18 protein-coding genes and 1 tRNA gene are annotated in these 19,810 nt (G+C 63.0%); 10 read left to right on the top strand and 9 right to left on the bottom strand.

The features are described from left to right. Positions 1 to 42: 42 nt before the first annotated feature. Together JI748_RS08355 and JI748_RS08350 are read right to left on the bottom strand one after the other, a co-directional pair. Positions 43 to 1,158 (bottom strand): LptF/LptG family permease, encoded by a 1,116-nt coding sequence (locus tag JI748_RS08355; protein ID WP_201636776.1) that lies wholly within the window; start codon positions 1,156 to 1,158, stop codon positions 43 to 45. Next, positions 1,113 to 2,171: an LptF/LptG family permease gene (locus JI748_RS08350; protein ID WP_201636774.1), complete on the bottom strand. Its 1,059-nt coding sequence runs from the start codon at positions 2,169 to 2,171 to the stop codon at positions 1,113 to 1,115. The genes JI748_RS08355 and JI748_RS08350 overlap by 46 nt, the downstream gene beginning before the upstream one ends. A 122-nt stretch (positions 2,172 to 2,293) precedes the next feature. On the opposite strand from JI748_RS08350, the gene JI748_RS08345 reads away from it, so the two are divergent. Together JI748_RS08345 and JI748_RS08340 are read left to right on the top strand one after the other, a co-directional pair. Then, positions 2,294 to 2,740, top strand: coding sequence for a DNA polymerase III subunit chi (locus JI748_RS08345; RefSeq protein ID WP_201636772.1), 447 nt, complete (start codon positions 2,294 to 2,296; stop codon positions 2,738 to 2,740). Further along, the gene (locus tag JI748_RS08340) at positions 2,737 to 3,354 is read left to right on the top strand and encodes a YitT family protein (RefSeq protein ID WP_201636770.1); all 618 of its coding nucleotides are present in this window, start codon (positions 2,737 to 2,739) and stop codon (positions 3,352 to 3,354) included. Before JI748_RS08345 ends, JI748_RS08340 begins: the two co-directional genes overlap by 4 nt. Here JI748_RS08340 and JI748_RS08335 read toward each other — a convergent pair. The 3 genes from JI748_RS08335 to JI748_RS08325 form a co-directional block, all read right to left on the bottom strand. Beyond that, the gene (locus tag JI748_RS08335; RefSeq protein WP_201636768.1) at positions 3,351 to 4,166 is read right to left on the bottom strand and encodes a DUF4344 domain-containing metallopeptidase; all 816 of its coding nucleotides are present in this window, start codon (positions 4,164 to 4,166) and stop codon (positions 3,351 to 3,353) included. The genes JI748_RS08340 and JI748_RS08335 overlap by 4 nt on opposite strands. A gap of 114 nt (positions 4,167 to 4,280) precedes the next feature. Then, on the bottom strand, positions 4,281 to 4,703 hold the full coding sequence (locus JI748_RS08330; RefSeq protein ID WP_201636766.1) for a cupin domain-containing protein: 423 nt from the start codon (positions 4,701 to 4,703) through the stop codon (positions 4,281 to 4,283). Beyond that, positions 4,703 to 6,577 carry an ABC-F family ATP-binding cassette domain-containing protein gene (locus JI748_RS08325; RefSeq protein ID WP_201636764.1) on the bottom strand — a complete coding sequence of 625 codons (1,875 nt, stop codon included), beginning with the start codon at positions 6,575 to 6,577 and terminating at the stop codon, positions 4,703 to 4,705. Before JI748_RS08325 ends, JI748_RS08330 begins: the two co-directional genes overlap by 1 nt. 174 nt (positions 6,578 to 6,751) lie before the next feature. Here JI748_RS08325 and JI748_RS08320 point away from each other — a divergent pair, with 174 nt between their 5' ends. The 3 genes from JI748_RS08320 to JI748_RS08310 all read left to right on the top strand — a co-directional run bounded on the left by JI748_RS08320 (position 6,752) and on the right by JI748_RS08310 (position 9,714). Next, positions 6,752 to 7,129 carry a hypothetical protein gene (locus tag JI748_RS08320; protein WP_201636763.1) on the top strand — a complete coding sequence of 126 codons (378 nt, stop codon included), beginning with the start codon at positions 6,752 to 6,754 and terminating at the stop codon, positions 7,127 to 7,129. A gap of 198 nt (positions 7,130 to 7,327) precedes the next feature. Next, positions 7,328 to 7,750, top strand: coding sequence for a nucleoside-diphosphate kinase (gene ndk / locus JI748_RS08315; protein ID WP_201636761.1), 423 nt, complete (start codon positions 7,328 to 7,330; stop codon positions 7,748 to 7,750). Positions 7,751 to 7,848: 98 nt separating this feature from the next. After that, positions 7,849 to 9,714: a DEAD/DEAH box helicase gene (locus JI748_RS08310; protein WP_201636759.1), complete on the top strand. Its 1,866-nt coding sequence runs from the start codon at positions 7,849 to 7,851 to the stop codon at positions 9,712 to 9,714. Between the two features lie 202 nt (positions 9,715 to 9,916). Here the strand turns inward: JI748_RS08310 and JI748_RS08305 are convergent, their stop codons facing one another. Further along, positions 9,917 to 10,525 carry a MarR family winged helix-turn-helix transcriptional regulator gene (locus JI748_RS08305; protein WP_201636757.1) on the bottom strand — a complete coding sequence of 203 codons (609 nt, stop codon included), beginning with the start codon at positions 10,523 to 10,525 and terminating at the stop codon, positions 9,917 to 9,919. A 142-nt stretch (positions 10,526 to 10,667) separates the two neighbouring features. On the opposite strand from JI748_RS08305, the gene JI748_RS08300 reads away from it, so the two are divergent. The 3 genes from JI748_RS08300 (at position 10,668) to JI748_RS08290 (ending at position 15,388) form a co-directional block, all read left to right on the top strand. Further along, entirely contained in the window at positions 10,668 to 12,245 is a 1,578-nt protein-coding gene (locus JI748_RS08300; protein WP_201636755.1) for an MDR family MFS transporter, read from the top strand. 176 nt (positions 12,246 to 12,421) lie between these two features. Beyond that, positions 12,422 to 13,039, top strand: a complete 618-nt coding sequence (locus JI748_RS08295) for a hypothetical protein (RefSeq protein ID WP_201636753.1) — start codon at positions 12,422 to 12,424, stop codon at positions 13,037 to 13,039. Positions 13,040 to 13,297: 258 nt separating this feature from the next. Then, entirely contained in the window at positions 13,298 to 15,388 is a 2,091-nt protein-coding gene (locus tag JI748_RS08290; protein WP_201636751.1) for a molybdopterin-containing oxidoreductase family protein, read from the top strand. 232 nt (positions 15,389 to 15,620) lie between these two features. On the opposite strand, the gene JI748_RS08285 is transcribed toward JI748_RS08290, so the two are convergent. After that, on the bottom strand, positions 15,621 to 16,385 hold the full coding sequence (locus JI748_RS08285) for a sulfite exporter TauE/SafE family protein (RefSeq protein WP_201636749.1): 765 nt from the start codon (positions 16,383 to 16,385) through the stop codon (positions 15,621 to 15,623). Between the two features lie 277 nt (positions 16,386 to 16,662). Between JI748_RS08285 and JI748_RS08280 the strand changes: the two genes are divergently transcribed. Continuing rightward, the gene (locus JI748_RS08280; protein WP_201636747.1) at positions 16,663 to 17,103 is read left to right on the top strand and encodes a glyoxalase superfamily protein; all 441 of its coding nucleotides are present in this window, start codon (positions 16,663 to 16,665) and stop codon (positions 17,101 to 17,103) included. Between the two features lie 12 nt (positions 17,104 to 17,115). Here JI748_RS08280 and JI748_RS08275 read toward each other — a convergent pair whose 3' ends face one another. After that, positions 17,116 to 17,643, bottom strand: a complete 528-nt coding sequence (locus tag JI748_RS08275) for a DUF2147 domain-containing protein (protein WP_201636745.1) — start codon at positions 17,641 to 17,643, stop codon at positions 17,116 to 17,118. Between the two features lie 110 nt (positions 17,644 to 17,753). Between JI748_RS08275 and JI748_RS08270 the strand changes: the two genes are divergently transcribed. Then, positions 17,754 to 17,843 (top strand) — tRNA-Ser (locus tag JI748_RS08270). A gap of 3 nt (positions 17,844 to 17,846) precedes the next feature. Here JI748_RS08270 and treZ read toward each other — a convergent pair. Then, entirely contained in the window at positions 17,847 to 19,694 is a 1,848-nt protein-coding gene (treZ, locus tag JI748_RS08265) for a malto-oligosyltrehalose trehalohydrolase (protein WP_201636743.1), read from the bottom strand. Positions 19,695 to 19,810 lie beyond the last annotated feature (116 nt).

The following is a 19,810-nucleotide window of genomic DNA, read 5'->3' as shown; positions in this document are numbered from 1 at the left end:
CTCGACGATTGCGGCCAAAATCCGAATTAGAGCCCGCAACAGCTAGATGAGCCCGTCTTCCTTGTGCAGCAGCACGGTAACCCCGATGACGATCGCCACGACGGCGGGTCCTACTGCGGCAAAGACCGGGTCCAGCACCCCGGTCGTGCCCGCCCGGTCAGCCATTTCGGTGATGACGAAGACAACAAACCCCAGCGTGATGCCGTAGAGCACCGAGGCGCCAAGCTGCTTGTTGCGACTGAACCCAGCCGTGAAGGCAAAGGCGATCAGCAACGATCCCGTCAGCACCAGCGGCAGCGCCAGGAGCTTAACGAGGCGCATGGTCGTCGCGGAACGTATCGCCGGATCGCTCACCCCGCGCTGCAACAGCGTTGCGATTTCGAAAAAGGTCATGTCTTCGGTGGAAGCAAGCTTGAGCCGGATTTCCGCTGCGGTCGAACTGGTCGGGATTTCGACGTCTCGGAGTGTCCGTGCCGGGCCGTCCGGCGACCGAGCGGAGGCAGTCGACAGCCGCCAATGCCCATTTTCGAGGATGGCCTCGGGCGCTTCGAGCCGGGGCACCTCGCTTTCACCCAGGTGAAAGATAGTCACGTCACCCAGATTGGTGCCGCCCGGCGACATGCTGCGCGCCATAATCACGTAATGGGTTCCGCCATCGCCTTCCTGTTCCAGCCAGGTTTCCCCGGGAGGCGTCAGCTGTGCCACCTGGCCGGGCGGGGTAGGGGCCAGCTCGCGGTTGATCTGCGTGCTCAGCGTCTCGGCCCCGATGCCGATAAAGAAGCTGATGACGATCAGCACCAGGGCAGGCGCGCGCAGCACGCGCCAGATGGAAATGCCGCTCGCCTTGATGACGGTCAGCTCATGCTTTGCCTTGAGGTCGGCAAGCCCCAGGATCGCTCCCATCAACACCGTCACCGGCAAGGTCTTGATGGTCCAGCGCACCGCGCTCATCGCGACCATCAGGAGCGCCATGGCGAAGCCCCTTTGCTCCGACACATAGGTGAACCGCCACGTGTCGAGCGACTCGACCAGCGCGATCAGCCCATAGAAGATGAAGACGGTTGCGCCGATGCGTGTCGCAAGCCGGCCGAGCACAAGGCGGTCGATATGGTTCATGCTGCCACCATCGGCACAGGCCGCCTCGGCCAGACCCGCCATGTCAGGATCGCCACCGCTGAGACGATAAGAAGGATCGCTCCCGTCCCCGTTCCAAGCGGGCTATAGGCGCTGATACCGCGCTCTCCGAAAGAAACGATCATCACCAGCGCCTCGAGCGGCAGCTTGATCCGCGTCCGGTTGCCGCTCGGGAAACCCGCGATCGCCAGTACAAGGAGGCACAGGCCCACGACACGCAAGCCTTCGGCCGACCGGTCGAGCAGACGCTTGATCACGTCAGAGTTCCAGTCCCCGGCTGCAATCAAGTCGAAACTATCCCGCTCCGCCAGCGGATCAAACCAGGCTGCCGATTGGCTAAGGCTGTCGACGCTGATGTCGTAGCTCGCAAACCGCACTTCCGAAAAGCGCCCGTCGAGTTCGGTATATTGCAGCGTTCCATTGCTGAGCTGCAGCAGGTAATCGTCGCCATTGGCCATGACCCGCGCCGAGTCCGCAATATAGGTGCGCCGCGTCTCGGGATCGCGGCGGTCGTCGGCGAAGAATTCGTCGATCACTCCGCCTTCCTCGCGCCCGCCGATCAAGAGCACGACGCCAGGCGTCACCTGCGTGAACCGCCCCGGCTTTAACGATGAACTCACAAGGTCCGCCGCCACCTGGGCGTTGAGCTGGTTGAGCTGCCGGTTGGCCCAGGGATCAAGCCAATGCGCCAACAACAGCACGACAAGGACGGATGCGCTGATCGTCACCGCCGCTGCCCGCCACAACCCGCCCAGCCCCTTGCCGGTATGGATGATGTGCAGCTCATGGCTTGCCTGCAGCGCCGTCAGCGCCCGCACCATGCCGATGCCGATGCAGATATAGTAAAACGAGAGCGCCAGCGGCGGCATCGTATAAAGCGCCTGCACCGCCAGCGTGGCAAAGCCCTGGCCCTTGACCGACACCACCTCGAACTGACGCAGGCAATTGACTAGCCAAAGAAGGAAGCACACGATCCCGAAGAGGATCGCCGCGTCGGTCACGAACAGCCTTGCCAGATAGGCGGTCAGTTTTTTCATTGGCGGGCAGGACTTCTCGGCTTCGACTCGCGCGCACCTTGCTGCACTTTATGCGGCTGAACAATGGCTGCGGCCCAATTCCGTCGCTGGCGTGCCCGCCTCGGCGGCGATATGGTGACGACATGGCCGAAATCTTGTTCTACCATCTCGAAACGCGCCCGCTCGAAGCGGTGGTGCCGCTCTTGCTTGAGAAAACGCTGGAGCGCGGCTGGCGCGCCGTGGTCGAAGTCGGCTCGCGCGAACGCGCCGAGGCGCTCGATGCGCATCTTTGGTCCTATCGCGACGACAGCTTCCTGGCTCATGGCCTTGCCGGCGAGGACAGCGATGCAGACCAGCCGGTGCTGCTGACCACCGAAACCCACAACCCCAATGGCGCCAATGTGCGCTTCTTCGTTGATGGCGCCCTGCCGCAATCGGGCGAGGGCTACCAGCGCATCGTAGTCCTCTTTTCCGCCCACGATCCTGATGCCATGGCCGCCGCGCGCCTCGCATATCGCAATCTGCGCGCCGCCAACGACGTGACCTATTGGCAGCAGGACCCAACCGGCCGCTGGATCAAAAAAGCATGACGCCCGACCTTTCGACGCCGAGCCGCCACAACCTTCACGAAGACATCTTTGCCATGCTGATCGGCACCATGCTGGTGTCACTGGGCATCGCTTTCTACAGTCAGGTTCAGCTCACCACGGGCAGCAGCGCCGGTCTGGCGCTTCTCCTTCAATACGCGACCGGCATTCCCTTCGGCTGGCTGTTCTTTGCCATCAACCTGCCCTTCTATGCCCTCGCTTTTTGGCGGATGGGTTGGCAGTTTGCTGTCAAGACCATCGCCTGCGTGGCGCTCGTTTCCTACTTCTCCGGCCAGATCCCGCTCTGGATCGGCATTGAACGGATAGACCCGCTCTTTGCCGCCCTGGTCGGCGGCGGCCTCATTGGTCTGGGCATTCTCTCGCTGTTCCGCCACAAGGCGAGCGTTGGCGGCATCAATATCCTGGCGCTCTACCTGCAGGAAAACTTTGGCATTCGCGCCGGCTATTTCCAGCTCGGCGTCGACGCCATGATCCTGCTTGCCGCATTCTTCATTCTGCCGCTCGATCGCGTCCTATACTCGGTGCTGGGCGCGCTCGTGCTCAACATGATCATCGCGCTCAACCACCGCCCGGGCCGTTATGTGGGCTTCAGCTAACGGCTTTTCGGCTTCTTGCCGGTCGGCTGCCGCGGCAGTTCATCGGCGTAAAGATCAACGAAATCCTGCATCAGCTCGTAGCAGAAGATGATCTCGGCAGACGCGGTGTCGTAAAACGCATTGGGCTCGCCGCACTGCGCCACGGTCATCGTAACCTCGCCACCCAGGCGATAGCCGCGCCGCACTTCCTCGGCCACCGTTTCGATAATGCCGCTGTTGCGCAGCATCTGCTCGGCCAGCTTCAGGTGCCGCCCGCTGTCGTGATAAACAACGGTCACTTCAGTTCCTGACGCAGCCTTGGCGAGGAGCTGGCGCATGCTGCGGTCGATCAGCTCATATTCGAAATGGCACATGTGCTGACGGTCGCTGTTCAGCGCATAGTCATCCGCGACCGGGCGGAACGCTGCGCCATCAGCACCGACCAGGAGGCAAACGATCTGCATGGCCCGCTGCCGGTCGGGGCTGTACCCGGAGGCAAAGTCCTCATTGGTCCAGCGATCGTCAAAATATTCCGCCGTCAGCGCCCACCCTTGCACGGCATCTTCGAGGGCCTGATTGGCCTCGGGCGTACCTTTCTGCAGCAGCATCCAGGTGGCGATATTGTCCGCCGCATCCTCCTCGCGCCCCAGAACCGGAAGCTCGAGCTTGTCGATCAGGAGATGTCCCACTTCGTGGTAGAGCGTGAAGAGCCCATTATTGACGGCGAAGCGCCGGATATCGAGCCGCTGCCCCTTGTCATAATCCTTCCAGTCGAATGCCGCAGCCGGCGACACCAGCAGCAGGGCAAGCAGCAACAGGATTAAACGGCGCATAGGGTCGCTCCCGGCAAGAGAGGTCCAGAAGACGGCAAGGGTCGGGGAGTGTCAACGAGATCACAAGGCAGTGGTGAAGACCGCCCCTCCACTCCCGGAGCCCCACATAACAGCCTATGCCCCCGGCTCCCACCCAGCCGGAGCCATCTCGAAGCCTGAAAACCGAAACCCTGGCGCCACCGTGCAGCCCACCAGGGTCCAATCGCCCAGGCTTCGTGCCGACTGCCAGGCAGCCTCCGGCACCACTGCCTGCGGCCGCTCGCCGCGGGCTAAGTCTGCCCCCAGCACATGCCGCACCACGCCGCCGTCACCGGCAATCCCAAGCTCCAGCGGCGCGCCGGCATGCCAATGCCAGACCTCCACAGCATCGACCCGGTGCCAATGCGAGCGGTCTCCGGTCTCCAGCAAATAATAGATCGCCGTCGATCGCGCCCGTCCGTCAGGGCCAGCCACATCCTCAAACGTCTGCACATACCAGCCGCCTTCCGGATGCCGCTCCATGCCCAACGTCGCGATGATCTCCTGCGCCGTCGTCATCAGGCCTGCTCCGCCTCTTCGAGCTCAGCACTGAGTTCGAGCCACTTTTCCTCGATGCCTTCAAGCTCGGCCCCGAAGCGGACCTTGTCCTTGCCCAGGGCGACCACCCGGTCGGATGGCCCGTTATAGACCTTGGGATCGGCCAGCTGCGCCTCGACCTTTTCGAGCTCGATCTTGAGCCGGCTCATCTTCGTCTCGGCGTCGGTGATCGACTTCTTGAGGGGCGCCAACTCGGCCCGGCGCGCTGCCGCTTCCTGCTTAGTGAGCTTGCGCGTGCCGCCAGTGCCACCGGGACCTGCGCTCCTATTGTCCTTGGAGGAGGTGATGTTGCGCTGGTAGCTGTCGAGATCTTCGTCGAGTTCGTGGATAGTGCCGCCTTCGGCGATCCAGAGCGTGTCGCAGGTGGCTTCGATCAGGTGGCGGTCGTGCGAGATGATCAGCACGGCGCCCTCGTAATCGTTAAGGGCGTGCACCAGCGCATCGCGGCTATCGATGTCGAGGTGATTGGTCGGCTCGTCGAGGATCATCATGCCCGGCCCGCCGAAGGTGATTATGCCCATGAGCAAGCGCGCCCGCTCGCCACCGGAAAGGTTTTTGGCCTTGGTGTCCATGCGCGAAGTGGTCAGCCCCATCTGCGCCAGCCGCGAGCGCCGGCGCGCTTCGTTGTCCAGCGGCATCAGGTCGACCATATGCTCGAGCGGCGTCCATTCGGGCTTGAGCTTGTCCATCTGGTGCTGGGCGAAATGGGCAATCTCGAGCTTCTTGCCCTTGCGCAGCGTGCCGCCCTGCGCCTCGATGTCGCCCGCCAAAAGCTTGGCAAAGGTCGACTTGCCGTTGCCGTTGACGCCGATCAGCGCGATGCGGTCATCGGGATCGATGCGCATGGTGATGTTGCGAAGGATGGTCTTGTCGCCATAGCCGGCCGCCACCTTGTCCATGGTGATCATCGGGGTAGGGGCCTCGGCCTTGGGTTGCTGGAAGCGGAACGGGGCCGAATGCTCGTCGAACATCGCGGCCGGGGGCTTGAGCTTTTCGATCATCTTCATGCGCGATTGCGCCTGCTTGGCCTTGGTGGCCTTGGCCTTGAAGCGATCGACGAACTTTTGCAGATGCGCGATCTGGTCCAGCGACTTTTCGCGGCTCTTGTTGTTGAGCTCCATCTGCTGGCGGCGTGTGTTTTCGAACGTGTCGTAATTGCCCTTGTAGAAGGTGAGCTTGCGATGCTCGAGATGGATGATCGAGTTGACCGCCTTGTTGAGAAGGTCGCGATCGTGGCTGATCATGAAGACGGTATAGGGATAGGTGGCGAGATACTTTTCGAGCCACAGCGTCCCTTCGAGATCGAGGTAGTTGGTCGGCTCGTCGAGCAGCAACAGGTCCGGCTGGCTGAACAGGACGCCTGCCAGCGCCACGCGCATGCGCCAGCCGCCCGAGAGTTCGCGCGTCGGCGCGTTCTGCCGGTCCTGCTCGAAGCCAAGACCCTTAAGAATCGAGGACGCGCGCGCATCGGCCGAATAGGCGTCGATATCGGCAAGGCGCGTATAGATCTCGCTGATGCGGTCGGGGTCTTCCGCCGTCAGCGACTCCGCCATCAACGCCGTGCGTTCCTTGTCAGCCGCCAGCACGACTTCGAGCACCGTTTCGTCCCCGGCCGGAGCTTCCTGAGCAACGGCGCCGATGCGGGCTTTCTTGTCGAGCTCGATCGTGCCGGCATCGGCGCCGATATGGCCCTGGATCAGGTGGAACAGCGTCGTCTTGCCCGTGCCGTTCTTGCCTACGAACCCGGTCTTGGAGCCTGTGGGCAGCACCACCGAGGCATCTTCGAAGAGCTCGCGGCCTTGGATGCGATAGACGAGGTTATTGATGGTGAGCATGGCAAATGGTCCGGCACGGCGGCTGAAAAGACGGGGCGAGCAGAGTGTGTTGCGCCCGAAGTAGGGCGTTAGCGACGATCTGGCAACCGCGCGTCACTCTGTCGCCCAGTTTGCCCGGCACTTTCTCCGTGGGCGGAACGTTTCAAGACGACAACACGTGAAAGAGGAAATCACATGTCCACCAAGCTCGTTGCCCTTGCCGCCATCTTCGCTGCCGGCCTGACCATGCCATCCTTTGCGCAGCAGGCCGCCACGCTCGATGATCTCGATGCCGAACGCATCAATGCCAACCAGATCACCATCGATTTCGAGTATACCGGCGGCGCCTGCGAAGAAGTCGGCCCTGCCGTTCTTGGCGAGGAAACCGACGGCACTCTCGCCGTGAACTTCCCCATCACCTCGACCGCCGAAATCTGCACGCAGCAGGCCCTCGAGATCGATGTCGAGCAGACCATCGAAGCCCCGGCGACCGTCACCCGCGTCGACGTGACCCTCACCGGCGCTGACGGCAATGTCGTCGGCACCGGCACGACGGATGTCGACAACGACTAATTTCGAGCTGACACCTCTAAGAACGCGATGTCACCCCGGGCTTGACCCGGGGCCCATCCAGAGATCTCGAGATGGGCCCCGGCCTTCGCCGGGGTGACATGCGGTGTTTGCTAGATGCTAAAAAGCCCCGTCTTGCGCCAGTCACAACCGCCCGCTAAAAGGCGCCACCTTTCCACTCCCTTTAGCAGGATTTTCGCCATGGCGATCGAACGCACTTTCTCCATCATCAAGCCCGATGCCGTCCGTCGCAACCTCATCGGCAAGATCCTGACCAAGTTCGAGGAAGCCGGTCTCAAGCCCGTCGCCCTCAAGAAGATCCACATGACCCGCGCCCAGGCCGAGGGCTTCTACGCGGTCCACAAGGAACGCCCCTTCTTTGGTGAACTCGTCGAGCAGATGATCGCTTCCCCGGTCGTAGTTCAGGTTCTCGAAGGCGAAGGCGCCATTCTCAAGAACCGCGAAATCATGGGCGCAACCAACCCGGCCAACGCTGCTGAAGGCACGATCCGGAAGGAATTCGCTCTCTCCGTCGGTGAAAACTCGGTCCACGGTTCGGACGCGCCGGAAACCGCTGCCCAGGAAATCAAGTTCTTCTTTACCGATGAAGAACTCGTAGGCTAAAAGCCCGCCAACGACCTGCTTTTTAAGGCCGCCCGACCGGGGCGGCCTTTTTGCTTTGCTTGTGCTATAAAGGCACGCTCCCTCACGAAAGAACGCTCTTGTCCCTGCCTGAAACCATTCTTGCCCCCATCGCCAGCGCCCTTGCCGAAAAAGGCTATGACAGCCTGACCCCGGTTCAGTCCGCTGTGATCGAGGACAATACCCTTGGCCGGGACCTCCTCGTTTCCGCCCAGACCGGTTCGGGCAAGACCGTCGCCTTTGGCATGGCGATCGCGCCGACGCTTCTGGGCGACGATGAAACGCTGCCCGCTCCCGGTGCACCGCTGGCGCTGGTCATCGCACCGACGCGCGAACTGGCCATGCAGGTGCAGCGCGAGCTGACCTGGCTTTATGCCAAGATGGGCGCGCAGACCGCCCAGGGCGTCGGCGGCATGGACCAGCGCACCGAGCGCCGGGCGCTGGAACGGGGCGCCCATATCGTCGTCGGCACGCCGGGTCGCCTTCGCGACCATATCACCCGCGGCGCGCTCGACATGTCGGCCCTTCGCGCCGTCGTGCTTGATGAGGCCGACGAAATGCTCGACCTCGGCTTCCGTGAAGACCTCGAATTCATCCTCGCTGCGGCCCCCGAAGATCGGCGCACGCTCCTTTTCTCGGCCACCGTCCCCAAGCCCATTGCAGAGTTGGCTAAGACCTTCCAGCGTGACGCGTTGCGGATCTCGGCCACCAGTTCGGGCGAGCAGCACGCCGATATCGAATATAAGCTCATGGCCGTGCCCGCCGCCGAGCGCGAGAACGCCGTCATTAACACGCTGCTCTGGTACGACAGCACCAATACCATCGTCTTTGCCTCGACCCGTGAGGCGGTGAAGCACCTCTCGGCGCGCCTCCACAATCGCGGCTTTGATGTCGTGACCCTTTCGGGCGAACTGACCCAGGCCGAACGCACCAGCGCGCTCCAGTCCATGCGCGATGGCCGCGCCCGCATCTGCGTTGCCACCGACGTTGCCGCCCGCGGCATCGACTTGCCCAATCTCGACCTCGTCATCCACGCCGATCTGCCGATGAACGCCGAAACCTTGCTGCACCGCTCCGGCCGCACCGGAAGGGCGGGGCGCAAGGGCACCTGCGTCATCATCGCGCCGACCCATCGCAAGCGTGTCGCCCAGTCGATCCTGCGCACGGCAAAGATCGAAGCAGAAAACATTGCGCCGCCGACGGCGGAATCGATTGATGCGCGCTATCGCGAAACGATCCTCAACAATCCGCAGCTGAGCGATGAAATCACCGAGGACGAGCGCGAAAGCGTAAGCAGTCTTCTCGCCAAATGGTCACCCGAGGCGATCGCGGCGGCCTATTTCCGTCAGCAGCTGGCGGCGCGTCCGGTGCCGGAGGAGATCACGGCATCGCTCGTCGTCGACGACCCGCGGGCACCCCGCACCCGCGAGACCTTTGCCGGCGGCACCTGGTTCAAGGTCTCGGTCGGCCGCAAGCAGCGCGCCGAGCCACGCTGGCTTTTGCCGATGATCTGCAAGGCCGGTGGCGTCAGCAAATCTGCGATCGGCTCGATCCGCATCTTCGATACCGAGACGATCTTCGAAGTGGCGGCCGACAAGGTCGATGGGTTCTTGCGCAGCGTTGGCAAAAACGGCACGGACGAGAAGGGCATCTACATCAATGCCGTAGATGGCCCGGGTGAACGCTCGGAACGTCCGGCAAAGACCCGTCCGCCGGGCCCGCCCAAAGCTTATGATCCGATGGCGCCGCGCGACACCAAGGCCGATCGCAAGGAGCGCTACGGCAAGCCGAAGTCTGAAGATTTTGCGGAGCGCCCGGCAAAAGCCCCGCGTCCTCCGGTCGCCAAGGACAAGGGCAAGCCAAAATGGTCCAAACCCGCCGACGGCACCGCCGCGCCCAAGAAGCCCAAGGTCAAGGACCACAAGAAAAAGCGCGCCGAGGACTAGGCTGTATCAAGAGACCTCATGGTGAGCTTGTCGAACCACGAGGTCGCTTGCACCGGCTGTGCCACGACCTCGTCCTTCGACAGGCTCAGGATGAGGTCTACTTGGGCTGATCCACTCTAAGTCGCCTCGGCCGTGATCATCGCTGCTGCTCGCCGGAAGGCGGCTAGAGAAGTAAAGCCTCGGCGGAAAACTGTCGCAGCGATTACGCAACTTCAGCCTTTGGCGCCTGAGCCAAACCCGCGGCGAGTTGCTCGATCTCGGCCGCGTATTTTTCGGTAGCCGGGTCGATCCCATCCATCCAGCTGCCGAAGCGCTTGAGCATGGGGACAAAAGCAGCGAGCTCCGCCGTGTCCCACTCGCCCAGAAAATCGCCCATGATCAGGAATTTATAAGCCCGCACGGCTCGAACCACCGCCCAGCCGCGGTCGCTGAGCTCGATGATCGTGCGCCGCGCATCGGCCTGGCTGACGCCACGGCGGGCGAACCCCTGTTCCACCATTTCGCTGACGAGGCGGCTGGCGCGCGACGGGTCGATGTTGAGCCGCTCGGCGACGGTCGCGACCATGGTCTCGCCCCCGACCTCGCCGAACTCGGGCTCGGGCCCTTCGATCGCCACCAGGACATCGAACTGCGCGAGGTCGATGCCGATCTTTAGGTCGACCAGCGCCCGATGCCCCAACTCGCGCCGCAAGGCGCGGCGGCGCCATTTCTGCATCAGCCCGTCGATGTCCATCACCGCTTCGGCGGTCTGAGCATCGATACCGGCCTGGCGCAACAGGGCGCCGACTTCGCTTGTGTCCTTGAGAGGCATAGGAGACCTCGCCCATTTGCATGCTTCTGACAAATGCATGCTATTGACATGTATCTGCTGGAGGCACATGTATGCCGCCTAAGTGAATTCCGCAAGGGCCGACGCCGGACGCCGACCCGCCTGTTTTTCAAGGATCGCATAAATGTCCGCTGCTGTTGAGCCAGCTTCCGAGCTGCAAGACCCATCGACCAAGCTGGTGATCGGCGCCGTCGCCGTCACCCTTTTGTTGGCCTCTTTGGGCCAAACCATTGTTTCGACTGCCCTTCCCACCATCGTTGGCCAGCTCGGCGGCCTCGATCACCTGACCTGGGTGGTGATCGCCTACCTTCTTAGCTCCACCGTCGTCGCCCCGATCTACGGCAAGCTCGGCGACCTCTTTGGCCGCAAGATCGTGCTGCAGGTGGCGATCGTCATCTTCCTGATCGGCGCCGTCCTTTCCGCCATGGCGACCGACATGACCTTCCTCATCGCCGCCCGCACGGTGCAGGGCCTTGGCGGTGGTGGCCTCATGGTCGTTGCCATGACTGTGGTCGCAGACATCATCCCACCGCGCCAGCGCGGCAAGGTGCAGGGCCTTTTCGGCGCCGTCTTCGGCGTCGCGACGGTCGTTGGCCCGCTGCTTGGCGGCTTCATCGTCGAGCACATTTCCTGGCAGTGGATCTTTTTAATCAACCTGCCGCTCGGCATCCTTGCGCTTGTCGTTATCGCCGCCGCCCTCAAGCCGCGTGCCGAACGCGTCAAGCACAGCATCGACTATACCGGCTTCGTCCTGCTCTCGACCGGCCTCACCGCCTTCGTCCTCGCCAGCTCGCTGGGCGGCAACACCTTCCCCTGGTTCTCCGTCGAGATCATCGGCCTCGTTGTCGGTGCCGTCGCCGCACTGGCCGCCTTTATCTGGGTCGAGGCCCGCGCCGAAGAGCCGGTGCTGCCGCTGGTCCTCTTCCGCAACAACACCTTTGCGGTAACCAGCGCGGTCGGGTTCCTGGTCGGCATGGCCATGTTCGGCTCGATCACCTTCCTGCCCATGTATCTGCAGCTCGCCAAGGGCATCTCGCCTACGGACTCTGCCCTTCAGCTCGTGCCCATGATGGTCGGTCTGATCGGCGCCTCCATGCTTTCGGGATTCGCCATGACCCGCACCGGCCGCTATCGCATGCTGCCGATCGGCGCGACGTTCATCCTGATCATCGGCCTCGTTCTGCTCGCCACCATGCAGCTCGATACGCCGTCCTGGATGGTTGCCATCTACATGTTCCTGGTTGGAGCCGGCATCGGTCCGGTCAACTCGGTCAGCGTCACGGCTACCCAGAATGCCGTCGATCGCCAGATGGTCGGCGCAGCCACGGCCGGCAACACCCTGTTCCGCCAGATTGGTGGCTCGATCGGCGTGTCGGTCTTCGGTGCCATCTTCTCGAGCGGCCTCGCTTCTCGCCTGGGTGACATCATGCCGGCCGGCAGCGGCACCGGCGCCTTCAGTGCCCAGGCCGTCGCCAAATTGCCTGATCCGGTCCGTGGACTGGTGCTCGAAGCTTTCGCCAGCGCGCTTCATCCGGTGTTTTTCACCGCCGCTGGCGCTGCCGTGCTCGCTTTTGGCCTCTCATTCCTGCTCGAGGAGCGGCCACTTGCCAGCTCCTTGCGCAAGGAGCCGGAGGCTGAGATTGCGGCAGAGGAACATGCCACTGCCGCCGCGGTCGGTGCCCCGATCGGCGCCACACGCTGAATAGAGGCCCGGGGTTCGCCCCGGGCTTTTTCGTGACATATTCGCCACGGTTCCGTGGGCCCGTTTCGCGCCATTCAATTCTGGCGAGAATGTGAGTGGTCAAATCACTGGCGTCACGTACCTTTCTCCTACGGCTGCCGATCGGGACATCGGCCTCGCACCCAGGAGAGACAAGCGTGCCTTTGCGTTGGCAGGAAGTGGCTTTGCCACTGTTCACGATCACCTTGCTGATCGTTCTCAAATATATCCCTGCCACCGCCCATTTGCCGCTCTCGCGCGCAGCCGGCGTGGTCGCCTTCGGCTACGCCGCCTTCCTGGCGCTGCGGATCATCCAGCCCGAGGAAGCCATGGTCGTTGATGGCGGCTGGGCCGAACTGCGCCCCTCCATGGTCGAATACTTCGCCTGCTATGGCGCCGCGGCCCTGGCTGCCGTGCTCCTGTTCGCCGTGATCGTCATGGGCAGCGCCGCCGACACGACGCAGCTGGTCGCAACCTATATCGCGGTCCTGCTGCTCGCGGCCGGCGCCATCGGCATCGGCCTTGCCGGGCTATTCACCAATACGAGCTGGAACAACCGGCAGGTCAAGCATCGCACGGCGCTGGGTCGCGAAACGACGCTCGACTGGTCCGACGTCCGTTCGGTGCGTCCGAACTGGCGCGGCGTCACCATCTTCGGCACGACGGGCCGCATCACCTTCTCCCAGTTCCACGGCGGCGCCGGCCAGCTCGCCAAGCACGCCGCCACCCGCGCCATGCGCAATGCCGAAACGGCGACAAAGGCTTTCGCGGCCTAGATCACCCCCTTCCGAGCGTCGCTAGGCTCGTTCCTCGCCAAGCTCTGCTTGCCTTCCCTCTGAGGGGGAAGGTGGCATCGAATTGGGACACCCACCGCTTTCACCCTCCCCCTCAGAGGGGAGGGTAGCGCAGCTTAGCCGCAAGGCTTAGCGAAGCTAGGGAGGGGGTGGTCTTGGCTCGATGCCATCACGCCCACAAATCCCTCCCATTCCAACAATGCGATTGTCCCGCTCCGGCGGCTCGCATACCGTCTTTACATGAACGCCCAAGCCCCGATCCGCACCATCCGCTCCGTTTGCCCGCACGATTGCCCGTCGGTCTGCGCACTCGATGTCGACCTGCTCGCCGACGGCACCGTCGGTCGCGTGCGGGGCGCAAAGGATGATCCCTATACGGCTGGTGTGATCTGCGAAAAGGTCGCCCGCTACGCCGAGCGCATCCACCATCCCGATCGCCTGCTGCATCCGATGCGCCGCGCCGGCCCCAAGGGGGAGGGGCAATGGCAGCGCATTTCCTGGGATGAAGCGCTGGACGAGATAGCCAGCAAATTCCTTGCGGTCGAACAGACTCACGGCGCCGAATCCGTGTGGCCCTATTTTTATGCCGGTACGATGGGTCACGTGCAGCGCGACGGCATCGAGCGCCTGCGCGCCGTGCGCGGCTATTCGCACCAATACGACACCATCTGCACCGGCCTTTCCTGGCCCGGCTATATCGCCGGCACGGGCCTCCTTGGCGGTGTGAACCCCGAGCAGATGGCCGAAGCCGATTGCGTCGTCATCTGGGGCACCAACGCGGTGCACACTCAGGTTAATGTCATGACCCATGCCATGCGCGGAAAGCGCCGCGGCGCCAAGATCGTCGTCATCGACATCTACCGCAACGCCACCATGGAACAGGCTGATATGGGTCTGGTCCTCCGCCCCGGCACGGATGGCGCGCTGGCTGTTGCCGTCATGCATGTGCTGCTGCGAGACGGATTGGCCGACCGGGAATATATGAGCAAGTTCACGGACTTCTCGCCCGAGTTTGAATCACATCTGCAAACCCGTGACCCCCAATGGGCCGCCGACATCACCGGCCTCAGCGTCGCCGAGATCGAGGCTTTCGCGCATCTCGTCGGCAAGACGAAACGCACCTTCTTCCGTCTCGGCTATGGCTTCTCGCGCCAGCGCAATGGCGCCACCGCCGTCCATGCCGCGCTCTGCATTCCGGCCATGACCGGCGCCTGGCAGCACCGTGGTGGCGGCGCCTTCCATTCCAATTCCGGCACCTGGGGCCTCGACAAGTCCCAGCTCGAAGGCACCGGCCTGCAGAAGGGCCAACCGCGCGCACTCGACATGTCCGAGATCGGCCCCGTGCTGACCGGCGACAGCAAGGCGCTGCAGGGCGGCAAGCCCGTTTATGCCATGATCGTCCAGAACACCAATCCAGCGACCGTCGCCCCCGACCAGACCCTGGTGCGGCGCGGCCTTCTCCGCGAGGACCTGTTCCTAGTCGTCCACGAGCAGTTCATGACCGAAACGGCGGAACTCGCCGACATCGTCCTCCCGGCCACCATGTTCCTCGAGCACAACGACTACTATACCCGCGGCGGCCACACCCGCGTGCTATATGGTCCGGCCGTCGTCGAGCGGCCGGGCGAGGCATGGTCGAACCATGAGGTCATCAACGCCATCGCCCAACGGTTGGGGCAGACCGAGGCAACCTTTGCCGCGACGGATCGCGACGTCGTCGCCGATACCTTCGCCCGCTCCGGCTTTCCGGCGCTCGAAGAGGTCGAACAGACCGGCTATGTCGACAAGGAGCGGCCCGACGGCGTTGCCCGGTTTGCCCATGGCTTTGCCTGGCCCGATGGCCGCTTCCGCTTCAAGCCGGATTGGCAGGCAGTGGCCGACAAGAAGGGCTATCGCTGGTCCTGCAACCCCGCGATCATGCCGCGCTTTGCCGATCACTGGGACGTCACCGAAAAGACCGATGCCGAGCATCCGTTCAAGCTCGCCACGAGCCCGGCGCGCGCTTTCCTCAACTCGAGCTTCAACCAGACCCCCGGCAGCCTCAAGCGGGAAGGGGAGCCTTCGGTCTTCATCCGCATCGAGGACGCGGTGCGTCTCGGCATTGTCGAAGGCGACGCCGTCATCGTCGGCAATCGCCGCGGTTCGGTCGAGCTGACGGCACGGCTCCATAATGGCCTGGCGCAGGGAGTCCTGATCGCCGAAGGGCTTCACCGCAACAAGGCCCATCGCGGCGGCCGCGGCATCAATATGCTGACCAGCGCCGAACCCGCGCCTCCCTTCGGCGGCGCGGCGTTTCACGACGCGGCGGTGTGGATCAGGAAGGCGCTTTAGAACAAGGAGGAGGTGGGCGCGTCGCACACCCCCTTCCGAGCTACGCTAAGCCTAGCGGCTAAGCTTCGCTTGCCTTCCCCTCAAGGGGGAAGGTGAACGCAATGCGTGTGGCGAAAAATTGCAAAATACTCGATGTCACCTTCCCGCTCAGAGGGGAAGGCAAGCAGAGCTTGGCGACGCAGGAGCCTAGCGGCGCTCGGAAGGGGGTGTCTGCCCCTCAACGCACCCGTTCTCACCCGTAAGCCTGCCAAAAGAAATACCCCGTCATCGCGATCCCATAAACAATCACCCCAACCCGGATCCAGTTTCTCGGGATATGCTGCGCCAACCGCGCCGCCGTGTAGCCGCCGATGGTAACGCCGACCAGGGCGATCGAGCCATGGTACCAGTCGATCGTCCCATTGAACGCAAATCGCAAGACGGCCACCAGCGCCACAACGGACGAGACATAGAGCTTGAGCCCATTCATGGCGTGGATGTCGGTCATGCCGGCCAGCGCCAGGAAAGCCAGCAGCAGGATGCCGAGCCCGGCATTGAAGAACCCGCCATAGACGCAGACCGCAGCTAACGCCACCAGCAACAGCACGTCGCCGAGCGCCTGCATGCCGCGCCCCGAACTCCCCCGCGACTTGACCAGGGTATTGATCTGGTTGCCGAAGATGAAGAGCGCCACGGCGAACGTCATGAGCCAGGGGACGACCTTGGCGAACTGATCGTCGGACACGACCAGCAGCAGCTCGGCGCCGGCATAGCCGAAAACCGCCGCGACGATGCCGTAGATGATCAGCTTGTCCTTGTGCCGCGAAATGGCCTCGCGATAGCCGAAGGCGCCGCTCGCATAGCCGGGCAGGGCGGCATAGGTGTTGGATGCGTTGGCGAGCACAGCCGGGACGCCCGCGAACAGCAGCGCGGGAAAGACGATGAACGAACCGCCGCCCGCCAGCGAATTGACCGCGCCGCCGAGCAGGCCAGCGACAAACAGCAGAATCTCGGTCATAGCATTCCCCAGCTCTCGATGGCCGTTCCTAGCGCCAGTCGCAGGGTGCGCCTAATGCAATTGCTTGATCTCAGCATAACCGCGATTGATCAGAGCTCTTGACGTTTGCGCTGGGGCGGCGCATGTACCGCCCCGGTTGCTGGCGCCAGCCGTCCGCGGATCGGATGATCCATGGTGAAGCCCAGCTCAAAGACACCTGATCCCGTCGGTTTTCCTCCCAAGGCGCATCATGGCAACGCGGACCCCATGGACTAGTCGCCTCCTTGGAGAGACCGATATGTCTTTTTCCCTCGATACTCTATCCGCCCAGACTCTGAAGTCCGAGGCAAAATCCTTGCGCGAGACTCGCGCCAAGGCTGGCCAGGACCTAACCCATGGCGCCGCGCTCGAAGAGGTCGCCCGTGCCCATGGCTTTCGCGACTGGAACACCGCGCGTGCGGCCCTGCCGGATCGCGTCGCCGTGCCGTTCCAGGTCGGCATGCGCGTCAAGGGCTTCTATCTCGAACAGCCCTTCCGCGGTCTGCTGATTGGGGTGCAGCTCTCGTCCAGCATGAGCACCTATACGGTAACGGTGATGTTCGACGAGCCGGTCAATGTCACGCCCGACTTCATGTTCGCCGCGACGCGCCAGCGTGTCACCGCCACGGTCGACATCCGCGGCATCTCGCCAGCCCTGCGCGGCAATGGCGAGCCGCAGATGCGGCTGATGCGGGAGTAGAAGGAGGCCGCGCTACGGCGTGGCCTCTCCCTCGACCGGCGGGATCACTCGGACCCAATCCTCGCCGCGGCAGATGACGTTGAACAACACGCAACCATTGAGCCGCAACAGCTCGGGCGACACCATTTCGACATAGCCCGAATAGGTGTTGCCGTCCTGCGGGTTGTAGATTGCGCCATCATAGATATTGGGCTTGTCGCTGCGGATCAGCGTCAGAAGCTGCAGGCCCAGCATCGGCCGGTTGCGCAGGGCAGGGTCTTTGTTGCGCATGTCGAAAAAGTCCGCCGGGTCCATCGCCGCCGCTGCTTGCGCTTCTTCGACGGTCAAGCCTTCCCCCGGCACGACGATACGGCTCAGATACCCACAAAAACCTTCCGGGCAGGCGCTGATCGTCACTTCGGATAGAAGCTGCGTCTGCCAAGTCCCTTCGATCGGATCGAGCGGCAGGGCAATCTCCTGCGCTGCGGCGCCAAACGCTAGCAATGTGCTAGCAATCAGCCCGCAAATGCGAATGCGCTTCGAAAGTTTGCTGGTTTTCATCGGCGTTTCGACTCGCATCTAACTCGATCCACAATTAAAGCCGCCCCCGCTTTGGACCAAGACAAAAACCGCTTGCCATCGAAACAGGCGCCCGCTAGACCCGACCCGCCGGAGAGGTGGCCGAGTGGTCGAAGGCACACCCCTGCTAAGGGTGCAGATCGGGAACGGTCTCGAGGGTTCGAATCCCTTCCTCTCCGCCACGCCTACCTTGGCTCACTCCTCAACAATACCGCGCAGTCGCTGGGCAGGATCCAGAACTTTTCCGGTTCCACCGGACGGCGGCCCGCGCCATTGTAGTCCGGATGTTCGCTTGACCAGGCCGGCACCCATTTGTGGCCGCCGGGTGGGGCGATCAGGGGTTCGGCGACCACGGACATGTGGAGGTCGCGGCCGAGATTGAGCAGCAGCACGCGGTGACCGGCCGGGTCGGGAGTCAGGTAGCGCAGCAAGAGGGCGCCGTCACCGAGGACCGCGCCGTCGATGCGCCTGTCGCTGTTCTGCGAGAATGTGGGCTCGCTCTTGCGCAAGGAAAGCAGGTCTTGATGCAGTTTCAGCAGGCCCGTGTTCTGGTCGGCCTGGACCCAATCAAGCTTGCTCCTTTCGAACGTCTTTCGGTCGGTCGGGTCCGCAAGGCGCTCCAGCATGGCAGGATCGGCGACGCCGGGAAAATTCTTGAGCGACTCCTTGCGGCCGTTAGAAACGAGATCGGCTGCTTCGCCATCTATGCCGAAGAAGTAGAGGAACGGGTTGGAGGAGCCGAACTCCTGGCCCTGGAACAGGCAAGGCGTCTGGGGGCCGAGCAGGAGGAGCGCGGTCACTGCACGCAACCGGGCGGGTGACAGCAGCGAGGTGAGGCGCAAACCTTGTGGCGAATTGGCGACCTGGTCGTGGTTTTCCAAGAAATGGATGAAGTGCTCGGGCGGCGTATCGAGGTTGTCCGTTCCGTAGGCGGCATCGCGCTGGTCGGAACGCTGGCCATGGTAGAGGAAGCCGTATTTGAGAGAAGACACGATCTCCTGCGGCGTGCCCAGATAATCGCGATAGTAGAAATCGTTGTGCCCCGTCGCGGCGACGCGGATGGCATGCTGGAAATCGTCGTTATACATGCCGTCCAGATTGTATCCGCCCTGTTCGAGCGGATCGATCATCCGGTGTTCCTGCGGCTGGTTTTCGACGATGATGTAAGCCGATCGCGGCGCGGCCGCCTCCCGCACGGCTCGCGAGAGCTCGGCAATGATGTGCTCCTCGCTGCTGTCGAACATGGCCTGCGCGGCATCGATGCGCAGCCCGTCCATGTGAAACTCGGTGATCCAGTAGACGGCGTTGCCGAGAACGAAGTCGCGCACCGCGCGCGAATGCTCGCCATCATAGTTGAAGCTTGCGCCCCACTCGTTCTCGTAGCGGTCGGTAAAGTAGTGCTCGCTATAGGCGCGAAAATGATCGCCAAGGCCGACATGGTTGTAGACCACGTCGAGGATCACTCCGACACCTAGTCCGTGTGCCGCATCCACGAAGGCGCGGATGTCCTGCGGCGAACCGTAAGGTGCGAAAGGCGCATAGGGCAGGGTGGTGTCATAGCCCCAGCCGAACGCGCCCTTGAACGTGCCGATCGGCATGATCTGGATAACAGTGACGCCAAGCTCGGCGAGAAAGGCAAGCTTCTCGCGCGCAGCTTTCCAGGTGCCTTCCTGCGTGAACGTGCCGATATGAAGTTCGTAGACCACCTGGTCGCGGGTAGTCGGGCCCGTCCAGGCGCCATCAGTCCAGTCGAAGTCGCCGGACACGACAACCGACGCCCCATCATTCCCATCCGGCTGCCAGCGTGAGGCGAGATCCGGAACAGCCGCGCCATCATCGACCCTGATCTTGTATCGGGCACCCTCCTTCACGCCTTCTGCATGGGCGCTGAAGTAGCCGTCTTCAGAGGCTTCCAACGGGAATGCGCCCTGGCCCTCCACTTCCACTACGACGCTTTTCCGTCCCTCCGCCCAAACAGTAAACTGCGTTCCGTTTGCGTCCGGGATGGCGCCGAGATGTCGTCTGGAGGTCATGTATTGGCTCTGATGCAAGGAGGTTGCCTCCGAACGGGCAAGGCATCGCTGGGTTCCAGTGCGAGGAAGAGGAGCAGGGCCGACGAAAAGTGACTGGCCGAGCTGAGGCGCAGAGG

Origin of the sequence: Devosia rhizoryzae, from assembly GCF_016698665.1 — a bacterium.
Lineage (GTDB): Bacteria > Pseudomonadota > Alphaproteobacteria > Rhizobiales > Devosiaceae > Devosia > Devosia rhizoryzae.
This window is presented reverse-complemented; position numbering and strand designations above follow the sequence as displayed.